Below are 21,125 nucleotides of genomic sequence, written 5' to 3'. Positions count from 1 at the left end.
AAAGCGCCCCCTTAAGAGTTGAATAGACGCACCGGAAAGGATTTCCATGAATGCGACAGCAATGGGGCGTGTGGAGCATGGCGCAGAGCCGCGCTTTGCTGGCGCATCGTTAGCGCTCCTACGAATCGGAATCGCGGTGCTGTGGATGCAGAATGCAGCCTGGAAAGTTCCCCCCGATTTCGGGCGCGAAGCCGATAAAGGGCTTTACTTTTGGGCGACACACGCCGTCGACGACCCAGTGTTCACCCCTTACTCCTGGTTCGTTGAGACGATCTTTCTCCCCAATATCGAAATCTTCGGATGGGGCGTGCTGCTTGCTGAAACTGCGCTGGGAGCGTTCCTGCTCATCGGATTCGCGACTCGACTGTGGGCTCTGATTGGCATCGCGCAGACAATCGCGATCACTCTTTCTGTGCTGAACACGCCGAACGAGTGGCACTGGTCGTACTACCTAATGCTGTTGGCTCACGTTGTGCTGTTTGCTACTGCTGCTGGTCGACACTTCGGGATTGATGGCCTCCTACGTCCTAGCTGGTTGGTCTCGAAACGACCACTCGCTCGAATGTTGGTGAGGGCATCATGAGCGAGCACCGCAATCACATGGCCACGATAGTACTGGGCGCGGTGGCCATCGTGAGTCTCATTTTTGTCGTTGCTGCTCCACTGGGTGCACCCTTCAACCTCATCCATGTGCGGGGCGGCAGTGTTGCAGTGTTGGCAGTTCTGGGAATTATCGCGATTCTTGGCGGCGTGCTGAAACGACCCGTTCTGGGCCTGATAGCGGGCGCCGCTTTCGGCCTTGCCGCCGTGGTTCAGCTATTCCAGCTTGGTCAATCAATCAATTTTCTCGCCGGCGACGCCTCCACAGTTGCGTTATTCGGCGGTCTCGGTCTTGGATTGGTGAGTATCTGGCTCGCCAATCGCTCATCATCCACGCTGTGAAAGGAAACTCCGCTGTGAAACCGTTACTCATTGGTGCCGTCGCATACACGCCGAACGTCGTGACAATTTGGGAAGGTATCCGTGATTACTTCGCCGATACCGATACCCCAATGGATTTCATCCTATTCTCGAACTATGGCCGGCAGGTTGATGCCCTCATCGGCGGCACTATTGACATCGCGTGGAACACAAACTTGGCGTGGGTACGCACGGTGGCACAAACCGAAGGCCACTGTGTGGCGCTTGCCACTCGCGATACTGACACTGTTTTTCAGACGATGTTTGTGGCTCGGGCTGGTGCAGGCATGAAAGACCTCGAGAGCCTGCGGGGTCGCCGACTCGCGCTTGGCTCGAAGGATTCTGCCCAAGCGGCTATTCTTCCCGTGCATTTTCTGGCCGAAGCAGGTCTTACTGAAGACGACGTGGATCTTCTGCGCATCAATAGTGATGTCGGCAAGCATGGCGATACGGGCCGCAGCGAACTCGACGCCCTTCGCGCAGTTCTCGATGACCAAGCGGATGCCGCAGCGGTCGGCATCAACACGTGGGAGGCCATTGGGCGCGACCAGCTGATGCCCGGCGCCTTTGACGTCTTCTGGCAATCTCCGACGTACAGCCATTGCAACTTCACTGCTCTTGACACCCTCACTGATGAGCGGGTTCAGCCGTGGGTTGACCGCTTGTTGGCGATGGATTGGGAGAATCCGGCACATCGCCCCATCCTCGAGATGGAGGGCCTCACTCAGTGGGTCTTGCCAAAGCTTGAAGGATATAAGTCGCTGTTTGACGCCGTCGAGAAGCAAGGAATTACGCCACGATGGTAAACGCGATGCTTGTACTGGATCTAGTCGAGCGCTCCAAGACGGTGCCGACTGGCGCGACGTTCACGGTGGCGCTGAGCGGCAATGAAGCAGACCTCACTGCGGCCACCGTCACCATCACCTCATGGTGCCAGCGCACCGGAAACGAACTTGTTTCAGCGACCGCCGACGAGGCGATTGTGCGACACGGTCGGGCACCCGACCCTCTCGCCGGGATCGATCCCGATCAACTGCCCGGCACACGACTATGGATGTACACCAACTTCGACTGCAACTTGGCCTGCGATTACTGCTGTGTGCGATCGTCTCCACAAACGGAACGGCGCGCGTTGGGCGTTGACCGTGTTACGCAGCTCGCTGCGGAAGCGGTAGAGGCTGGGGTGAAGGAGCTGATCCTTACTGGCGGCGAACCATTCCTGTTGCCCGACATCGATGAGGTGGTTGCGGCCTGCGCAACGCACCTCCCAACGACCCTTCTGACCAACGGAATGCTCTTTCAGGGTCACCGATTAGAACGATTGCGAGCAATGGACCGGGAGCGGGTAATTCTGCAAATTAGTCTCGACTCCGGCACTCCCGAAGTGCATGACAGCCACCGCGGTAAGCGTTCATGGCAGCGCGCAGTTAACGGCATCCGAATCGCTCATGAGGAAGGGTTCCGGGTGAAGGTTGCCGCGACTCTTCCCGCGGAGCAGATCCATGAACTTGAGCCGTTTCACGCGTTCCTTGATTCGATCGGTATTGCGCGTGAAGATCAGGTGATTCGTGCGCTTGCCCACCGCGGGGTCTCAGAATCAGGGCTCGAGCTAACAGTTGAGACCCTTATTCCCGAAGTGACCATCACAGCAGACGGTGTTTATTGGCATCCGGTGGCCGCGGACCATGATGATCAGCTGGTCACGCGACAAATTTTTCCGCTCAAGAACGCAATCGATCAGGTGCGAGCAGAATTCATCGAACACCGGATGAGAGCTGACGCTGCTGCGGCTTGGTTCCCCTGCGCATAATTACTGGCTGATCGGATGCGTGACAACACGGTGAGGCCGGAACGACGCCCACTTTTTTCGCGCCCCCGGTCAACAGCACCATGGGGTTTGGCTGCAGCAATTGTGCTGATAGCTCTTGCAATTTCTATCCCTGCCCTCACTGGGTGGGATGTTTACGCGAACCACTTTCCCCCTCTGCACGCTCTGTGGCTGCCCCACGTCGGGCCCGGAACTATTCCCGCGGTTATTCTTGCGATTGTTCTCATCCGCTGGGGAGGCGCTGCGTCCGCGCGATTGCCGTGGAAGAAACTATTGGTGGCAAGCTTCGCAGCTTCACTACTGTGGTTGGCGAGCCTCGCTCTCGTTGATGGCCCCTCGGGGTTGGGGGCGATTCTTAACAGCGGCCATGAATACCTCCCCGTCGCGCGCGCCGTCACCGACGTTGGCGGGATGCTCCAGGAATACATTTCGCGCATCCCTCTCGACTCCACTGACAACTGGCCGACGCATGTTGCGGGCCATCCGCCCGGCGCACTGTTGTTCTTTTGGGCGTTGGTGCAGTGGGGGCTCGGGTGGTGGCTACCTGTGGGCATCATCGTCATTGTGCTTGGAGCTTCGGTGCCGGTTGCTGTTCTTGTGTCGCTACGTCAGTTGGGTGCGGAGCCACACGCGCGTGTTGCTGCCCCGTTTCTCGTAGCTGGCCCCGCAGCGATCTGGATGGCGGTGTCTGCCGATGGCATGTTTGCGGCATTCGCTGCTTGGGGGTTGTGCCTGCTGACGCTGGCCACCTCCGCGAAATCGCGGCGCGCGACTGCCGCATGGGGCGTGGCCTCTGGACTCGTTTTGGGCTTCTGCATCTTCTTGTCATACGGACTGATCTTGATCGGGGTGCTCGCGATCGCGGTCCTTGTTGTGGCGAAGAATTGGAGGCCGTTACCGTGGGCTTTCGCCTCAGCTGCGCTGGTTGCGGTCGCGTTCGCCGTGGCTGGTTTTGCCTGGTGGGAGGCATACCCCGTGATAGTGGACCGTTACTGGGATGGCATTGCGAGCCGTCGACCATTTGAATACTGGGTCTGGGCAAACATTGCTGCTCTCGCGATTAACGCCGGCCCAGTCTTGGGTACGGCCATCACCTCGACTGTTTGCGAGCTACGCCACTGGAAGAAAAAAGTAGCCGAGGACCGGGTCGTGGTGTGGCTCGCCGCGGCAGCACTAACGGCCGTGCTGCTCGCCGATCTCTCGGGAATGAGCAAAGGAGAAGTTGAACGAATCTGGCTCCCCTTCGTGCCCTGGATCCTGATTGCCACCGCGTGGATCCCTCCACACCTCCGTCAAGGAATCTTCGCGACCCAACTGATCTTCGCGCTGCTCGTGCAACACCTCCTGTTTACGGGATGGTGAGCTGATCGTTGCTGGGTTCTGAGGGACCGTTTCGAGCAGGTGTTTTCTCAGCAACGCGAAGCATTCTGCAGATTCTCTGCTCGCTTCGACTCTATCGAAAGGCGTTGGCGATTATTACGGCCATGGTCACTTCGCGGCTCGGGCACTCGTCGTCACGAAGCGGACGTCGTTCACACTCTCCCGGGCACAACCGCGCATCACGGTCACAGGTCTGCTCGTGAGATTCGTCGCCGAGCAGCTGATCCGTGAGTCCACTGGAACCCTTCTGGGCGGTGTAGGTGTGTCGATGACCGTCACCGTGACCGTCGGAACGGTGCTCGGATGGCTCATAGCCGTTTCCGACTATGCCGCGAATGCGCAGCTCGGCATCACCGGGTGCACCGTTGCGCTCAGAGCTGTCACCAAGCCGGCCGTCGATGCCTGGTTAGGGCCGGTGTTCACAACGCGGGGCTTTCCGGAATGGGCTGCGGGCAGTCTCGCCTTTGCATTGTCGCTTCTCATCGTCCCGTTCCGGCACCTCGAGGCGGGGGAGACGGCACCGAGGTCTTGGGCAATCACGCACCCGGGGAAGCTTCAGTTCGGTAATTTGCGACTCATATTGTATAGTCGAGGAACACAAGGGGAGTACTCCCGACTGCGGTCGGCTCGTCAATACGAATGCATCATTGCATTCCGGGCCGCCGGTTCCGACCTGTTCCGGTCGGTGCGGAGGAGACCTTGGCGCATTTACGCCTATCCTCTTGGAGCTCTCAGTGCAAGTCACACCCCTGGTTTGGTTGATCACGATCGCAGTGACGATCGCGTTCTTCGTCTTCGAGTTCTTCGCGCATGTTCGTAAGCCTCACGAACCGACGATCGGCGAATCGGCCCGGTGGTCAGCGTTCTATATCGCTCTCGCCATGCTGTTCGGCGTCGGTATCGGCTGGGTCTCGGGATGGACATTCGGTGGGGAATACTTCGCCGGCTACCTAACCGAGAAGGCCCTCTCGATCGACAATCTCTTCGTCTTCCTCCTAGTGATGAGCGCGTTCGCGGTGCCCAAGATCTACCAGCAGAAAGTCTTGCTGATCGGTATCATCATCGCCCTCATCCTCCGCGGCGGTTTTATTGCGGTCGGCGCGGCTCTCATAGAGAATCTCTCTTGGATCTTCTACATCTTCGGCGCTCTGCTGCTATTTCTGGCCTACCGGCAGGCCTTCTCTAGCCACGAGACCGACCCCGCGAATAACAGCTTCATGCGTTTCGTTCGCCGCCACCTTTCGGTGACCGACGACTACCACGGAGACAAGCTCACCGTCGTCAAAGACGGCAAACGGTTTGTCACCCCGATGCTTCTAACGATCGTTGCCATCGGCTTTGTCGATCTAATTTTCGCTGTCGACTCCATCCCCGCAATCTACGGGCTCACCAACGAGGCATACATCGTGTTCACAGCGAACGCCTTCGCACTGATGGGGTTGCGGCAGCTTTTCTTCCTCATCGGCGGGCTTCTGGAACGCCTCATTTACCTCGCCCAAGGGCTCGCCGTCATCCTCGCGTTTATCGGCGTCAAGCTCGTTTTCCATGCACTGCATGTCAACGAACTACAGTTCATCAATGGTGGGGAGCCATTGCTCTGGGTTCCGGAGATCCCGATCTCGTTCTCGCTCATCTTCATCTCTGCGACGATCACCGTCGCTACCGTCGCTAGCCTCATCAAAACGCGCGGCACACGCTCCGGCCCTGCACCGACCATCGACTCCGTAGCTCGAAAGGAACCCACGAAATGAGCATGTTCTCAAAATTCACCGACCTCGCCCGAAAGGCCCTCAACCCGCCAGCCTCTTCAGGCGGATCCGGAAATGGTAGTGCGACCGATTGGCGTGAGGCCGTCCGGCAGGCCAGAGACGCCCTCGTCGGTGACGGCAAGCAAACACGACGGAGCGAACCCAATAGCGGTTCTCGCCCCAGATCCACTGAAGCCTCCGCGACCAAAGTTTCTTCGACCCCGCAGGTAAGCGAAACCGACCGAGCAGCAATTGCCCGCTACGACTACCTGCTGAACACGGCGGATCCACACCAGATCGAACAGGTGCATCGCGAAGCGTTCCAGCGGCTCAACCCATCCCAGCGCGAGCAGATAGACCAGCGGATGCGTGCGGAATTGCCAACGCACGAGCATCCCCGTAGCTCGAAACCGGATGACCTCGCCCGAACCGCAGCCCGCACAGAAGCAGGCCACCCTGGTCTACTACGCGGCCTCCTCGCCCGTGCGGGAAGTACCAAGTCGAGATCCGGGCCCGGTCTAGCCGGAGGGGTCGCGCTCGGTGGAGCCGCTATGGGTGCAGGTCTCGCTGCTGGCGGACTGCTGACCGTCGTCGCAGGCGGTGCCATCGTCAGCTCCATCGCGGGCCCGCTACTTGAGCAGGCAGCGAGTTTCGGCGTTGATTTCGAAGCTCTAGCTAGCGGGATCAATCTCGAAACGCTCACCGGCGGGGTCGAAGGGCTCACCGGGAGTGTGGAGGGACTCACCGCTGGAGCGAGCGAGAGCATCACGGGATTGGGCAGTCAACTGAGCGAATTCGGGTCCGGCTTTACTCTCCCAGGGCTGGACGATCTCCTCGGGCGTTGAGGCGACGAGCGTCCCGCCAAACCCGATCGCGGCGTGAGGGCAGCCGACCCGCGCGATAAAGGTGAGTTCCTGGATTCCGCCGTTCGAGTTAGTGAGAATCCCTGGGTCTCACCCGCCGCGAGGGCGTCGACGCCGGGGTTGATTTCTGCGGTGGTGTCTTGCGAGCGGTCACGAACTCGGTGACGCTCGTATCGACGGCCGCTCGGGACCGACCGATAATCCCCCCGAAACCCCCGGTCTATCTGAATGCCATCAGTCATCCGCGGTCCGACTCGCATGGAACGCTCCAGTATGCCCGCAAGCCGGCCCGCGAGCAGGTACTCCTTCACCGTTGATGGGCTTGACGCCCAGCTGCACCGGGAGTTGCCCGAAAGTTGTTTCGAAATTAGGCCCGGTGACGGGGCGACATAGGCACGAGGCAACTATCTCAGAATCGTTCCGGCCAATGGAGATTCCGAGAGGACTATTCCAAGATATCCAGCCGCTCTCGTTGGTGTGGAGCCTCGGTCATGAAACGGTTTATTGGCAACCCAAGTAAGTCGCTAGGTGCGGCCAAGCTGCTTGGCGGGTGCTGCTTGCGCAGTTTGGTCTTTAGGCACGTGCTGCTGATGATCCGAGCTTGCGCATCGCGCTTGTAGGGTGGCGACTTCGTCTTCCGGTACAGCGGCGTAATCGGTACTCCACTGTTGCTCGTCAGCCTTTACTACTTCGCCAGCACTTGAACACTCCATCCAGCATCTCCTCAGGCCGCTGCCGTCTGCAGCTTCCACTGCGACAGCCAATGCAGCTGGATACTCGCTCGTCGGAGAGCAGACGTTCGAGAGTGCCGATCTGTTGAGCTATTGACGTGCCCCAGCGATCAGCCGTGACTCCAGCCGCGTCGGCATTGTCGAAACCGTCATCCGTAAGGATCTTGTTAGTTTCGTGTGTTTATCCGTATGGGTTCCGTGAGGAACCATCGCGACACACGCTCCCGTGGTGTTGTGTGGGTTTGTGACCCGGGAATACCTCCGACCACCGTGTTACCCGATCGGGAACCACGCCACTGCCTCTCTGAGGAGTTTTCGTGCTTGACCTTTTCTACGTTCTCGGCATTATCGCCGTTTTCGTAATCGTCGGCCTCATCGCCAAGGGAGCGGAACGACTGTGATCTTCTTCTCTCTCCTCGCTGCCGTACTCGGCATCGCTGCCGTCGCGTACCTCGTGTACGCCCTCGTGAAGCCGGAGCGTTTCTGACATGGAAGTTCTTTTTGCCATTCTTCAGTTCGCCACGCTCGCTCTGATCCTGACGGCCCTGTACCGACCACTTGGCGACTACATGGCGCGCATCTATACCTCGAGTAAAGACTTGAAGGTGGAGCGCGGCCTCTACAGGGCAATCGGAGTGGATTCTTCCAAAGAACAGACTTGGCAGGCATACCTCCGGGGCGTGCTCGCGTTCTCTGTTGTCAGTGTGCTCATTGTGTATCTACTCCAGCGCACGCAAACCCTCCTGCCGTATTCACTCGGATTTCCTGCTGTACCAGAGGGTCTTTCCTTCAACACGGCGGCATCCTTTGTCACGAACACAAACTGGCAGTCTTACTCGCCGGACGTGACGCTGGGCTACGTCGTCCAGATGTCAGGACTCGCGGTACAGAATTTCGTCTCGGCAGCCGTGGGCATCGCGATAGCGATCGCCCTAGTGCGTGGATTCGCACGCAGCCGCTCCGGCACGATCGGCAACTTCTGGGTTGACATAACGCGCGGAACATTTCGCTTGCTACTGCCGATCTCAGTCGTCGGAGCGATCATCCTGATCGCCGGCGGCGTAATCCAAAATTTCAATGGCTTCACGGAGATCACCACGTTGGGCGGAGGCTCACAGAATATCCCCGGAGGCCCAACCGCGTCGCAAGAAGTGATCAAGCTGCTCGGTACCAATGGCGGCGGGTTCTTCAACGCCAACTCCTCTCACCCCTTCGAGAACCCCACCGCCTGGACAAGCTTGTTCCAGAGCGTTCTTATGCTCGTGATCCCATTCTCCCTGCCACGAACGTTCGGTCGGATGATCGGTAGCAACAAGCAGGGGTACGCAATCCTGAGCGTGATGGGCATCTTCTACATCGTCTCGTTCACCATCCTGACGTGGCTCGAACGGGCAGGAATGGGCACTGCCCCGCAACTAGCTGGCGCTGCCCTGGAAGGCAAAGAACAGCGGTTCGGCATTTTTGGCTCAACCTTGTTCGGCACCACGAGCACGCTCACGTCTACTGGCGCCGTGAACTCGATGCATGACTCGTATACAGCATTCGGCGGAATGATTCCGATGCTCAACATGATGCTGGGCGAAGTTGCTCCCGGCGGAGTCGGCTCCGGTCTTTACGGGCTACTGATCCTCGCAGTGATCACGGTATTCGTCGCCGGCTTGCTGGTGGGTCGCACACCTGAGTACCTCGGGAAGAAGATCGGCCCAAAGGAGATCAAACTCGCGAGCCTTTACATCCTCATCATGCCAACTCTCGTCTTAACCGGAACCGCACTAAGCTTCGCGATTCCTGGCATTCGAGAAGACGTGATGACTACCTCAGTCTGGAACCAAGGAAACCACGGTCTGTCTGAGGTGCTCTACGCCTTCACCTCCGCGTCGAACAACAATGGGTCTGCATTCGCCGGGTTGACCGCGAACACGCCGTGGTTGAACACAGCGCTCGGCGTCGCAATGCTCCTAGGAAGGTTCTTGCCGATCGTGTTCGTGTTGGCGCTCGCCGGATCTCTTGCCGCTCAAGACAAGGTCCCGGTCACCGTTGGGACGCTCCCCACTCATCGACCGCAGTTCATCGGTCTCCTCATCGGTGTGACGGTCGTCGTGACCGCCCTCACCTTCTTCCCAGCCCTCACGCTCGGCCCTCTCGCAGAAGGACTCTTATAACCATGTCCGCCACTACCGCCCATACCTCCCCGTTACGCACACCACCGGAGGGTGCAAAGAGAAGTAACCTTACGAAGCGAGGCTCGGCATTCAACTTGGCTGCTCTCGTCGCCGCTATCCCCGGCGCTTTCACCAAGCTCGATCCTCGACAAATGTGGCGGAACCCCGTCATGTTCATCGTGGAAGTCGGCGCCGTGTTCACCACGGTATTCGCGTTCGCAGAGCCGTTCCTTGGAGGCCCAGTGCTCTCGGGCGGCTCTTCCATCCCCTCTACCTTCTCCGCTGGAATCGCCCTATGGCTGTGGCTGACCGTGCTCTTCGCCAACCTTGCCGAATCCGTGGCCGAAGGTCGCGGAAAAGCTCAAGCAGAAAGTCTCCGCTCAACCCGCACCAGCACTAGCGCGTTCCGGGTTGGCACCTACGACGCGATTGGAGACCCCGATGCCACGAACGGCGAGCTGGAGGAGTTTTCTTCTGCGGATCTCAGTCTCGGGGATGTCGTCGTCATCACCGCCGGGCAGCTCGTGCCTGGCGACGGGGACATCATCTGGGGCATCGCTTCCATAGATGAGTCTGCAATCACCGGAGAATCAGCACCCGTTGTGCGCGAATCTGGAGGCGACCGCAGTGCCGTGACGGGTGGCACCCGTGTTCTCTCCGACCGCATCGTCGTTCGGATCACCTCTAAGCCGGGTGAGACCTTCGTCGACCGGATGATCAGCTTGGTCGAGGGAGCATCTCGCCAGAAAACCCCGAACGAGATCGCCCTCAACGTGCTTCTCGCGAGCCTCTCCATCGTGTTCGTTGTGGTCACTCTCACGATCAATCCGATTGCCTCCGCCGTCGGAACTCAGGTCTCACTGCCCGTCCTCATCGCGTTGCTTGTATGTCTAATCCCGACCACGATCGGCGCGCTGCTTTCTGCCATCGGTATCGCCGGCATGGACCGGTTAGTGCAACACAATGTGTTGGCGATGTCTGGGCGGGCTGTGGAAGCCGCGGGTGATGTAACAACCCTGTTGTTGGATAAGACCGGAACCATCACCTACGGCAACCGCCAGGCAAGCGAGTTCGTTCCACTCAATGGTGTTGATGTGATCGAGCTCATGAAGGTTTCCACAGAGGCATCTCTTGCAGACCCCACCCCAGAGGGCAAGTCGATTGTCGATCTCGCCACGGCACGGGACGTGCACGTTTGGGACTCGTCCGCTGGCGATGCCGTGCCGTTCACCGCACAAACGCGCATGAGCGGGCTCGATCGGCTTGACGGCACGCAACTGCGAAAGGGTGCCGGCTCCGCGGTGATCGCCTGGATTGAGGAGGAGACCCGTCTCGCTTCCTCAGTCATTGCCAACCTCCAGCATCACGTGGAGCGCATATCGCAGAGTGGAGGAACGCCGCTCGTGGTTGCTATCAAGGTTCCCGGTGAAATGGCACGCATTCTGGGAGTAGTCCACCTCAAAGACATCGTCAAAGACGGCCTGAGGGAACGATTCGCCGAAATGCGCGCCATGGGTATCCGAACGGTGATGATCACCGGCGACAACCCGTTGACCGCTAAGGCCATCGCCGCAGAGGCTGGAGTGGATGACTTCCTCTCAGAGGCCACCCCCGAGGACAAGCTCGCGCTCATCCGTCGCGAACAGGAGGGCGGCAACCTTGTCGCCATGACCGGTGACGGCACCAACGATGCACCGGCGCTTGCTCAGGCGGATGTCGGCGTGGCTATGAACACAGGAACCTCTGCGGCGAAAGAGGCCGGCAACATGGTGGATCTCGACTCAGACCCCACCAAACTCATCGACATCGTTCGAATAGGCAAGCAATTGCTCATCACCCGAGGTGCGCTGACGACGTTCTCGATCGCCAACGACATCGCCAAATACTTCGCGATCATCCCCGCTATGTTCGCCGGAGTGTTCCCGGGGTTAGCTGTGCTGAATATTATGGGGCTTCACTCCGCGGCCTCCGCAGTGATGTCGGCGATCATCTTTAACGCGATTGTGATTGTGATATTGATCCCCCTCGCTCTGCGTGGAGTCAAGTACCGCCCACTCAGCGCATCCCGAATCCTCAGCCGCAATCTCTGGCTCTACGGCGTCGGCGGTGTGTTGGCACCCTTCATCGGCATCAAGTTCATCGACCTTGTCGTTACTTTGATTCCCGGATTTTAACGACACTACGTCTCAAGAAAGCAGAAAGTTATGTCTTCCTCCCGAACAGGCCTCCGGCAATTATGGGTGGCGGCTCGTGCACTGATCGTTCTCACAGTCGTGCTCGGCATCGTCTACCCCCTAGCTATGACCGGCATCGGCCAACTCGTGCTCCCCAGTCAAGCCAATGGCAGCATCCTGACCGTCGACGGCACTCCAGTGGGCTCAGCGCTTATCGGCCAATCGTTCACCGACGCTGACGGCGAGCCACTGCCCCAGTACTTTCAACCTCGGCCATCAGCGGCAGGAGACGGATACGACGCGGCTGCGTCAAGCGGTTCAAACTGGGGCCCAGAAAACCCCGATCTGATCGCGGCGATTAAAGAACGCCGGTCTCAAATTTCCGCGTTCGACGCGGTAGCTGGGATAGACATCCCGGCAGACGCACTCACTGCCTCAAGCTCTGGTTTAGACCCACACATCAGCCCTGCCTACGCCCTGCTGCAGGTTTCCCGTGTAGCCGCGGACCGAAACATCCCAGAGTCGGAAGTGGAAAGACTCGTGCAGAGTAAGATCCAGAACAGGGATATGGGATACATGGGAGAACCGACCGTCAACGTTCTCCAGCTCAATATCATGCTCGACGCGCTCGGAGGTTAGTCGCAATGAAACGGGGGCGACTCCGGGTGCTCCTTGGAGCCGCTCCCGGCGTGGGTAAAACCTACACAATGCTCGAAGAGGGCAAGCGTCTACTCGATGAAGGCAAAGATATTGTGGTGGCCGTTGTAGAAACACACGGCCGAGCCGGCACCGCCGCTATGGTGCAAGGGCTCGAGATTGTGCCTCGCGAAGTCGTCGCTCATCGCGGCGTTGAGCTCAACGAAATGGATCTCAACGCCGTTATCGAGCGCAACCCCGAGATCGCGTTGGTAGATGAACTTGCCCACACCAACGCCCCTGGTTCCGTTCACGAGAAGCGATGGCAAGATGTGGAGGCTCTGCTCGATGCAGGAATCGACGTCTTGTCGACCGTGAATATCCAACACATCGAATCCCTCAATGATGTGGTCAAGCAGATCACTGGCGCACCACAGCGCGAGTCGATCCCGGATGCTGTGCTGCGTTCCGCGGACCAGATCGAAGTTATTGATCTCGCACCGCAGGCACTTCGTGATCGCCTGGCGGCGGGACGGGTATATCCCGCGGAGCGCGTCGACGCCGCACTTTCTAACTATTTTCGCCTCGGCAATTTGACCGCGCTCCGCGAACTCGCGCTGCTGTGGCTGGCCGACGAAGTCGACAGTGAGCTCAAGAACTACCGTGCGGAGAAGGGAATCGACAGTAAGTGGGAAGCGCGGGAGCGGGTCGTCGTTGCGCTCACCGGAGGTCACGAGGGTGACACTCTTTTGCGGCGTGGGGCACGGATTGCCGCCCGCTCTTCCGGCGGAGAACTTCTCGCAGTACACGTCATACGCCAAGACGGTTTGCGTGGCACACACCCGCATGCCATCGCCCAACAACGCGCACTCGTCGAAAAGCTCGGGGGCACTCTCAATGAGATTATTGGGGACGACATCCCCCGCGCTCTGGTTGATTTCGCGAAAAGCGTCAACGCAACCCAACTAGTCATCGGGGTCAGTCGCAGAAGCCGACTTCATGCTGCTCTCAGCGGTCCCGGCATTGGGGCAACGGTGATCCGCGAATCGGGCGACATCGATGTGCACATTGTCACGCACTCCGCCGCAGGTGGGCGCCTCGCGCTTCCCCGCCTCACCGGTTCGCTCACGATGAAGCGGCGAATAATTGGACTGCTATTTGCAATAGTAGGCGGGCCGCTTCTCACTTGGTTGTTAGCGACCCTCCGAAGCCCGGATTCCCTCATCAGCGACGTACTCTCTTACCAATTTCTGGTGGTCGTCGTTGCACTCATCGGAGGCATATGGCCAGCGCTCTTCGCCGCCGTGCTCTCGGGAATCACTCTCGATTTCTTCTTCGTGGAACCTCTCTTCACAATCACCGTTGATGAGCCGCTTCACATGCTGGCGCTGGTACTTTACGTGGTGAACGCGATTCTCGTCAGCTACGTTGTCGATCAGGCCGCCCGGCGTTTTCGCTTCGCACAGCGGGCATCCGCAGAATCGGAGCTTCTTCTCTCCATCGCCGGAAATGTCCTGCGAGGCGAGAATGCGCTGGAGGCTTTCGTGAATCGCACCCGGGAGGCGTTCAGCCTCAGCTGTGTTCGGCTCGTTGTCGGTGACACAGCAATCAGTTTGGCTGGCGAAGCTACCCTCGGCGATCAACAGACGACAATTCCGGTGGGAGACCGCGCATTTCTTATTCTTTTCGGTAGAAATTTGGCCGCGTCTGAGCGCCGCCTCGTCGTCGTCATCGCAGCTCAAATCGACGCGATGCTTGAACATTCATCTCTGTCGGAGACAGCGAACGAAGTCAGTTCTCTCGCCGAAAGCGACAGAGTGAGGAGCGCTCTCCTTTCGGCGGTCGGTCATGACCTTCGTCGACCGCTAGCCGCTGCCACGGCGGCAGTTACTGGCCTGCGAGCGACCGACATCTCAATTTCAGAGCCTGACCGCCAAGAGTTGCTCGCCACAGCAGACGAAAGTCTGACGACCCTCGCCACTCTCGTCACCAACCTTCTGGATGTCAGCCGACTCCAAGCGGGAGTGCTCGCCATCTCGCTGCAGCCAACAGAGACCGAGGATGTCATTGTTCCGTCCCTCGACGAGTTGGGGCTCGGACCCGACAAGGTTGAGCTCGATCTTGCGAAAGATCTACCTCCGGTTCTCGCGGATGCCGGACTTCTTCAACGGGTCATCGTGAACCTTCTCGCCAATGCCACAGAATTCGCCCCGGAGGGCTCACAAGTGAGAATGGCCACCAGTACGTTTAACGAGATGGTGCAGATCCGCATCATCGATCACGGCTCCGGTATCGCTCCTGAACGCCGAGAAGAGGTGTTTGCCCCGTTCCAGCGATTAGGCGACAACGACAACACGACAGGCCTCGGTTTGGGCCTCGCCCTTTCTAAGGGTTTCACGGAAGGCATGGGCGGCACTATCGAAGCCGAAGACACTCCAGGAGGCGGGCTGACGATGGTCGTCGAGCTTCCGGTATACCGTCCAGATATGGCGGACTCGGTATGAAAATCCTTATCGCCGATGACGACCCGCAGATCCTTCGTGCACTGCGGATAACGCTTTCGGCGCGAGGCTACGAAGTGATCACGGCGGGAAACGGAGTCGACGCCGTTAACGCCGCCATTCACCACCATCCCGACATTTTCATGATCGATCTTGGGATGCCCCAACTGGACGGCATCCAAGTGATTGAGGCATTACGCGGTTGGACTCAGGCACCGATCCTCGTTGTCTCCGGGCGCAGTGGGGCAGCTGACAAAGTCGAAGCTCTCGATGCCGGAGCGGATGACTACGTGATGAAACCATTCTCAATCGATGAGCTTCTCGCGCGTCTCCGTGCTCTTACACGCCGCCTTCCCCGCCCGGTTCACATCCTGGTCACGCGCATCGGGGAGAAAATTGTCGATCTCGCCGCAAAAAGTGTGACCAGCTCGACCGCAGCATCGTCAGAACGCATCCGACTGACCCCGACAGAGTGGCAGGTTCTCGATATCTTGGTGCGCAATGCAGGCAAGCTCGTCACCCGACAGAGCCTGCTCACCGAGATTTGGGGTTCAGAGCACATCACCGACACTGGTTATCTCCGGCTTTACATTTCGCAATTGCGCAAAAAACTCGAGCCCGACCCAAGCAACCCGAGATACCTGTTGACTGAGTCAGGAATGGGATACAGGTTTCAGCCTGACGAACCCAATTCGTTGAGTTAGCACAGTGGGGCCCTCGCGAAACGAACTCTGGTTGTCGCCGATAACATCGAAGACGGCTGAACGCGCAGCGCCTCGATCAGAGGGCAATAGGTCACTCCCGTGTCGAGAACCAAACCTCAGGCAAACGCTGGGCCGGCCGAGTCGCAAAGGCCGCATCTCGGCCGAAACCCGACCCGAAACTCTGTGAAGTGTAGGCAAAGTGTGGGCAAAGAAAAACAGGCCCAACCGCATTCCACGAGAAAGTGCTGGTCAGACCTGTTTTAGTTGGTGCGCCCGGAGGGGTTTGAACCCCCGGTCTATTGATCCGTAGTCGAAAACCATTCCCGCAGAACTATGCAGAACTCGCGAAAATCGCTGTAGAACGCTGGTGACTGGCCGCGACTCCGATGTCGTGAGTTGACTGGGGTGCTCCCCAAGTGTGGGTGAAATGTGGGCACAGCCAACCTGATTATTACTCTGCAATGAGCACACACCCCAGCTTATCGGTGAAATCGAGAAAGAGAGAAAGCGTCCGCATTGCAACGTTTTCGAAGCTGGATCCACGACTGAAACTGCCGAATGCCTGGTTGGTTCTTTGACGCATCATCTCAGCGTGCCGCAAACTCCAACGCCACAAATATGTCTGCATCAAACTGGAAATGGATCTATCCAGCTCGCTCCATCTGCAGCATGAGTTGACTAATTTCCTCGGCGGAGCTTCGACTGCGATCGCCCACCACTTCGCCATCAGCGAGAAAAAGGATCCGATCGGCATAGCTTGCGGCAATCGGGTCATGGGTCACCATCGCGATGCTCTGACCCCAACTACTGCTTGCCGACGCCAGCAATGACAGCACCTCGCGACCAGTGCGAGAATCTAAGTTTCCCGTGGGTTCATCCGCGAATACCAAATCAGGGCGCGCTCCCAAAGCGCGAGCAATTGCCACCCTCTGCTGTTGACCGCCAGATAACTCGTGCGGTCGGTGGTTGAGTCGAGACTGAAGCCCGAGCGAGCCGATGAGTTCGTCAATCCAAAGATTCTCTTGCTCGGTTGGGCGCCTACCATCTAGCTCGAAAGGCAGCATGATGTTGCCGAGGATATTGAGCGTCGGAACTAGATTGAACGATTGAAACACGAATCCAATTTTCCGCCTCCGAATCATCGTAAGTTTGTCGTCATCGAGCTTCGTCAACTCAGATTTCCCGACGAACACCCGCCCACTGGTGGGCGAATCCAAGCCAGCCATAATGTGCATGAGCGTTGACTTACCTGATCCACTTGGTCCCATAATTGCCGTGAACTCAGCGGCTCGGATCCCCAACGTCACATTTTTCAACGCGGTGACCGCATTCGGGGTTGTGCCGTAAGACTTGGAGAGGTTCTCGACGTGGGCGATGTAGTCGGAGTGCAATGTCATTCTTCAATTCTTTTGCATGACCTGGGATACCGGATCGGTCTGAGGTCGTTTCGCTATACACCCAGCGGATGATATTAACACGGTGTCAGGTGAGACCGTTCTCCCACGCAAAAACTACCAGCTGCACGCGATCACGCAGTCCGAGTTTTGCGAGCACGCGGCTGACATGGGTTTTGACTGTTGCTTCGCTCAAGAAAACTGATTTCGCGATCTCCGAATTACTCAAACCCCGTGAAGCTAAATTGAATATCTCTTTTTCGCGAGGGGTGAGAGTCTCGAATGACACCGGTACAGGCTTAGCCGGTGACCCAAAGTGTTGGAAGAGCTCGCGAGTGGCAGCGGCTGCAATCACAGAGTTACCCGATGCCACAGTTCGTATGGCAGCTAGCAAGAACTCTGGCTCAGCATCTTTTAGCAGGAAACCGCTGGCTCCGGCGCGAATCGCCCTCGTGGCAGCCTCATCGAGATCGAACGTCGTAAGCACGATGATTTTCGGCGCTCCTAGTGCGTTCGCGAGAATTTCCCGAGTCGCATCGATGCCATCCATCACGGGCATCCTGATATCCATGAGAACCACGTCGGGCCGCGTTTGTCGGACCATATCAACGCCTTGGCTTCCGTCACCGGCCTCTCCGACGAACTCTAGATCTGGTTGGGATGACACCAGCATTCGAATACCGGAACGGAATAACGCCTGGTCATCAACCAAGGCGACACGAATCTTCATCACGCTGGTCCCTCCACGGGAATTGTCGCACGAACCGTGAAAGAGCCGCCGTCACGGTGAGCGTCAAAGGTGCCGCCCACGATCTCCGCACGCTCGTGCATCCCGATCAGACCATGCCCTAGCCGATGAGGAGCCAGCACATCTGAGCGCGATTGCTGCGTTTCGACTTCATTTGTGATGGTGATTTCAGCTCCCTCGGCAGACCAAACAATTGTTCCCTGAACTATTCCCAGCGCCGACCCGTGCCGGAGCGCGTTAGTAAGTGCTTCTTGGACGATGCGAAATACGGCGAGCTGCTGGTTTGCCGCCAACGCTGGCGGCTTACCGGATTGCTCCAGCCGCAAAGCCATGCCTGAGGAGCGAAACTGCCGCACAAGTTGATCAAGGTCCGTAATCGTCGGCTGAGGGCCGGCATACTGCTGGTGACGCAATTGTCCGAGCAGTATTCTGACGTCGGCGAGAGCTTCTCGCGCGGTCGTTGAAATGGTCACCAGAGCATCGTCGATCACTTCTGGCTTGGTGGTCCGCGCGTACCGAGCCCCATCGGCTTGCGCGATCACCACCGCAAGACTGTGTGCCACAACATCGTGCATATCGCGAGCAATTCGATTGCGTTCTTGCTCAATCGCAATCGCCTCATCAGCCTTAGCTCGTTCAAGCCGCGTTTGCTCGGCATGTACCTTCATCTCAACTAGGAGGCCGAACGACCAGCTGAGGCCAAGTACCGCAAAGAGACCCACTGCCAATGTAACGAGAGAGATAAGTGTGTCGGTGCCAAGCAGGAACTGGATAATATCTCGCGGCGTTTCGTAATTTGCCCCTGGGACAGCTACGAAGAGGTAAACAGATGCTACGACAGCACCAGCCGCCGCGGACGCGAGGCCAAACCACCGGACCGCACCCGCACCGTAGCGTGCGGTGGCAAATAGGACCGCAAGGATCGCAAGATTCGCAACGTCGGGCAACGAGCCGGCGACCATCTGGAGAACGGCTCCCACCCACGCCACTCCTAGGGCCAACAGTGGGCTCAATCGTCTTAACGCAAGCGCGACACCCAGCCCCCCCACCGCGATTCCCAAAAGCAAGCTATCGACCCCGAACGAAATTCGCACAACGAACAGCGCCAGCCCGATTGCGACGTCAACCAACAATTGGCCCCGAGTCAGTGAGCGAAACATCTTCCCACGATAAAGGAGTGCCTCGGATCTGTCTCACAAAACAACGTTCAGGTCGGTAATGTCATCCTTGCGGCGTACGAGCAGTCAACCCAAGAGTGACGCGCTACGGAAGCAGAGCTCTTTCAATAGAAGCATGAGAAATACACTCCCCTCCATTACCACTGCAGCCGCACTCGCCATACTGCTCGTCTCGCTCGCCGGCTGCTCGGCAATATCCGATACCTTGCACAACGAATCAACATCTGAGTTCGCCTCCGCGTCCGACTTAGTAAAGGACTGGGACACCAAAGCCCTGTGGGTTCCCGAAAATGCGCAAGAAATACGTATTCGCGAATCAACGCCAGGGGATGCTGCGATCCTGCGAGCTACGACAGACTCGAAGTTAGACCCACAACTATGTGTTGAGGTGGAACGGCAATCCGCGGCAACTTTCGATGCCGACTGGGCACCCGATTCGTACGTAGACAAGGTATTCGCTTGCGGCGACTGGGCGGTGATACCCGCCGATGGCGGCTGGTTCGGGTGGACGCCCAATCACCCAGACGAGAAATCTGCTGCAGAGGCAATCACCCCGTGAACGAACGGATTGCGCGACGCAAGCAATTTCCGTCTCTGCGGGGTCACGGCTCAAGCATTCTGATTGCCGCTCTTTCGAGCTCTTTCGGAGTCAGCCTACTCACCGTAACCGGCGTGTTATCTCAAGTCTTGGAAAGTTCAGGCATACGAAGTGGCACCCTCACCTTTATCCTCTCCTTCATCTCATTGGTGTTCATTGCTATCGCTGTTTACGTGGGGGCGATAGTTATCACTAACACTTTCGCCACCATCATCGCCGGGCGCACGCAGACCATCGCTTTAATGCGTTTGATCGGAGCAAGCGCTTCTGCACAACGTCGGACGATCGCGCACGAGGGGCTGTTGGTCGGTGCGACCGGAGCCATAGTCGGTGCGGGTGTTGGCATCGCGCTTACAGCCTCGATCGTGACAGTCGGATCCGAGGTAGGACTGATTCCAAGCCGCAACTACACATTTGTCGGCCCTACAATTCTGATCCCTTTGGCGGCTGTGATCGCAACTACCTGGGCTGCGTCGTGGTCGGGTTCCCGACGCGTACTTAACGTCTCGCCACTGGAGGCAACGCGTGCTGCCGTTGAGTCGTCTCTTGAGGAGCAATCTGCTAAACGGGGCCGAAACGTTGCCGCTATGGTGCTGTTCGTGATCGGCATCACCGCTTTGATCGCTGGAGTTATCGTGGGTCTAACAGATCCACGTGGAGTATTCATCGGGCTGATCGGTGGGCTGACGTCCTTTAGCGCCGTCATCATGTCGGCTGAAGTCGTCATGCCTCGAGTACTGCAGATCGTCGGGGGCCTCTTCGGTACCAGCGCGACCGCACGACTAGCTCGCGCCAATGCAGTTAGATACCCCCAACGCAGTGCAAGAACCACGATTGGACTTGTCATCGGAGTGACTCTCGTCACAACGTTCGCTGTCACTCTGTCGAGTTTTTACGGCATTATCCAGACGGCCCAGCGGGCACAGCCCGACGCATATAGCGGCGTAGAAGAAACCCTTCACATCATGGTGATTGTCTTCTCAGTACTCACTGGTTTCTCGGCGCTCATTGCGGGGATTGGGTTAGCAAATAATCTTTCGCTCAACGTTTTCCAGCGAACCAAAGAACTCGGGTTGCTACGCGCTCTTGGATTCACTAAGCGCCAAGTCCGTAAAATGATTTTCATTGAAAGTGCACAGCTGACCGCATCTGCTGTCGCAGTCGGACTGATTCTGGGTGTCTTCTATGGTTGGGCAGGTGCACAATCGCTAATCGGCGGCATACTCGGTTCTCCCGGAATTGTTCTGCCGGTAGTCCCATTCGCATTGCTTCTCGGAGTAATGATCGCGTCAGTCGCACTGGCAACTATTGCATCCGTCATACCCGCACGCCGTGTGACTCGCATCAAGCCAATCGCCGCGTTGGCGTCACAGTAGCGAATTGGGTCGTATGGCTTCAGGTTCAGGATTTTGAAGTTGGGTCCAACACTGCCGCAGGATCGACCACGCCCACGAAAATCTGATCTAGGAATCTTGATACCTCAGTAACCTGAAAGTTCAGAACGTCCAAGACGACAATTG

At 58.0% G+C, this 21,125-nt stretch carries 18 protein-coding genes; 15 read left to right on the top strand and 3 right to left on the bottom strand.

Translation table 11 applies throughout. From position 1 onward, the window contains the following. Positions 1-46 precede the first annotated feature (46 nt). The 13 genes from ACOH1Z_RS09285 to ACOH1Z_RS09225 all read left to right on the top strand — a co-directional run bounded on the left by ACOH1Z_RS09285 (position 47) and on the right by ACOH1Z_RS09225 (position 15,687). The gene (locus ACOH1Z_RS09285; protein ID WP_449648155.1) at positions 47-583 is read left to right on the top strand and encodes a DoxX family protein; all 537 of its coding nucleotides are present in this window, start codon (positions 47-49) and stop codon (positions 581-583) included. Next, positions 580-942, top strand: coding sequence for an Rv1678 family membrane protein (locus ACOH1Z_RS09280; RefSeq protein WP_449648154.1), 363 nt, complete (start codon positions 580-582; stop codon positions 940-942). The genes ACOH1Z_RS09285 and ACOH1Z_RS09280 overlap by 4 nt, the downstream gene beginning before the upstream one ends. Positions 943-956: 14 nt before the next feature. Then, positions 957-1,766: an Rv1680 family SBP-like protein gene (locus ACOH1Z_RS09275; RefSeq protein ID WP_449648153.1), complete on the top strand. Its 810-nt coding sequence runs from the start codon at positions 957-959 to the stop codon at positions 1,764-1,766. Positions 1,767-1,771: 5 nt separating this feature from the next. After that, entirely contained in the window at positions 1,772-2,770 is a 999-nt protein-coding gene (locus ACOH1Z_RS09270; RefSeq protein ID WP_449648152.1) for an Rv1681 family radical SAM protein, read from the top strand. A gap of 15 nt (positions 2,771-2,785) precedes the next feature. Further along, on the top strand, positions 2,786-4,150 hold the full coding sequence (locus ACOH1Z_RS09265; protein ID WP_449648151.1) for a hypothetical protein: 1,365 nt from the start codon (positions 2,786-2,788) through the stop codon (positions 4,148-4,150). A 752-nt stretch (positions 4,151-4,902) separates the two neighbouring features. After that, on the top strand, positions 4,903-5,919 hold the full coding sequence (locus tag ACOH1Z_RS09260) for a TerC family protein (RefSeq protein WP_449648150.1): 1,017 nt from the start codon (positions 4,903-4,905) through the stop codon (positions 5,917-5,919). Then, positions 5,916-6,761, top strand: a complete 846-nt coding sequence (locus tag ACOH1Z_RS09255; protein WP_449648149.1) for a hypothetical protein — start codon at positions 5,916-5,918, stop codon at positions 6,759-6,761. The genes ACOH1Z_RS09260 and ACOH1Z_RS09255 overlap by 4 nt, the downstream gene beginning before the upstream one ends. 1,146 nt (positions 6,762-7,907) lie before the next feature. Beyond that, positions 7,908-7,997 carry a potassium-transporting ATPase subunit F gene (locus tag ACOH1Z_RS09250; RefSeq protein ID WP_449648148.1) on the top strand — a complete coding sequence of 30 codons (90 nt, stop codon included), beginning with the start codon at positions 7,908-7,910 and terminating at the stop codon, positions 7,995-7,997. Position 7,998: 1 nt separating this feature from the next. Continuing rightward, complete coding sequence (kdpA, locus tag ACOH1Z_RS09245) at positions 7,999-9,672, top strand: potassium-transporting ATPase subunit KdpA (RefSeq protein ID WP_449648147.1); 1,674 nt, start codon at positions 7,999-8,001, stop codon at positions 9,670-9,672. Between the two features lie 2 nt (positions 9,673-9,674). Beyond that, complete coding sequence (kdpB, locus tag ACOH1Z_RS09240; protein ID WP_449648146.1) at positions 9,675-11,846, top strand: potassium-transporting ATPase subunit KdpB; 2,172 nt, start codon at positions 9,675-9,677, stop codon at positions 11,844-11,846. A gap of 30 nt (positions 11,847-11,876) precedes the next feature. Then, positions 11,877-12,485: a potassium-transporting ATPase subunit KdpC gene (gene kdpC / locus ACOH1Z_RS09235; RefSeq protein WP_449648145.1), complete on the top strand. Its 609-nt coding sequence runs from the start codon at positions 11,877-11,879 to the stop codon at positions 12,483-12,485. Positions 12,486-12,490: 5 nt separating this feature from the next. Next, positions 12,491-14,986, top strand: coding sequence for an ATP-binding protein (locus tag ACOH1Z_RS09230; protein WP_449648144.1), 2,496 nt, complete (start codon positions 12,491-12,493; stop codon positions 14,984-14,986). Beyond that, positions 14,983-15,687, top strand: a complete 705-nt coding sequence (locus ACOH1Z_RS09225) for a response regulator (RefSeq protein WP_449648143.1) — start codon at positions 14,983-14,985, stop codon at positions 15,685-15,687. The genes ACOH1Z_RS09230 and ACOH1Z_RS09225 overlap by 4 nt, the downstream gene beginning before the upstream one ends. A gap of 644 nt (positions 15,688-16,331) precedes the next feature. Here the strand turns inward: ACOH1Z_RS09225 and ACOH1Z_RS09220 are convergent. The 3 genes from ACOH1Z_RS09220 to ACOH1Z_RS09210 all read right to left on the bottom strand — a co-directional run bounded on the left by ACOH1Z_RS09220 (position 16,332) and on the right by ACOH1Z_RS09210 (position 18,989). Beyond that, positions 16,332-17,084 carry an ABC transporter ATP-binding protein gene (locus ACOH1Z_RS09220; protein ID WP_449648142.1) on the bottom strand — a complete coding sequence of 251 codons (753 nt, stop codon included), beginning with the start codon at positions 17,082-17,084 and terminating at the stop codon, positions 16,332-16,334. Between the two features lie 85 nt (positions 17,085-17,169). Beyond that, a complete protein-coding gene (locus tag ACOH1Z_RS09215; RefSeq protein ID WP_449648220.1) occupies positions 17,170-17,811 on the bottom strand; it encodes a response regulator in 642 nt (213 codons plus the stop codon). Then, complete coding sequence (locus ACOH1Z_RS09210; RefSeq protein ID WP_449648141.1) at positions 17,811-18,989, bottom strand: sensor histidine kinase; 1,179 nt, start codon at positions 18,987-18,989, stop codon at positions 17,811-17,813. The genes ACOH1Z_RS09215 and ACOH1Z_RS09210 overlap by 1 nt, the downstream gene beginning before the upstream one ends. Before the next feature lie 133 nt (positions 18,990-19,122). On the opposite strand from ACOH1Z_RS09210, the gene ACOH1Z_RS09205 reads away from it, so the two are divergent. Both ACOH1Z_RS09205 and ACOH1Z_RS09200 read left to right on the top strand, forming a co-directional pair. Then, positions 19,123-19,566 carry a hypothetical protein gene (locus ACOH1Z_RS09205; RefSeq protein WP_449648140.1) on the top strand — a complete coding sequence of 148 codons (444 nt, stop codon included), beginning with the start codon at positions 19,123-19,125 and terminating at the stop codon, positions 19,564-19,566. Continuing rightward, positions 19,563-20,981 carry an ABC transporter permease gene (locus ACOH1Z_RS09200; RefSeq protein WP_449648139.1) on the top strand — a complete coding sequence of 473 codons (1,419 nt, stop codon included), beginning with the start codon at positions 19,563-19,565 and terminating at the stop codon, positions 20,979-20,981. Before ACOH1Z_RS09205 ends, ACOH1Z_RS09200 begins: the two co-directional genes overlap by 4 nt. Positions 20,982-21,125 lie beyond the last annotated feature (144 nt).

This window comes from Rhodoglobus sp. (genome assembly GCF_053580035.1).
The sequence above is the reverse complement of the archived record's forward strand: the minus strand, read 5'-3'. Positions and strand labels throughout refer to the sequence as shown.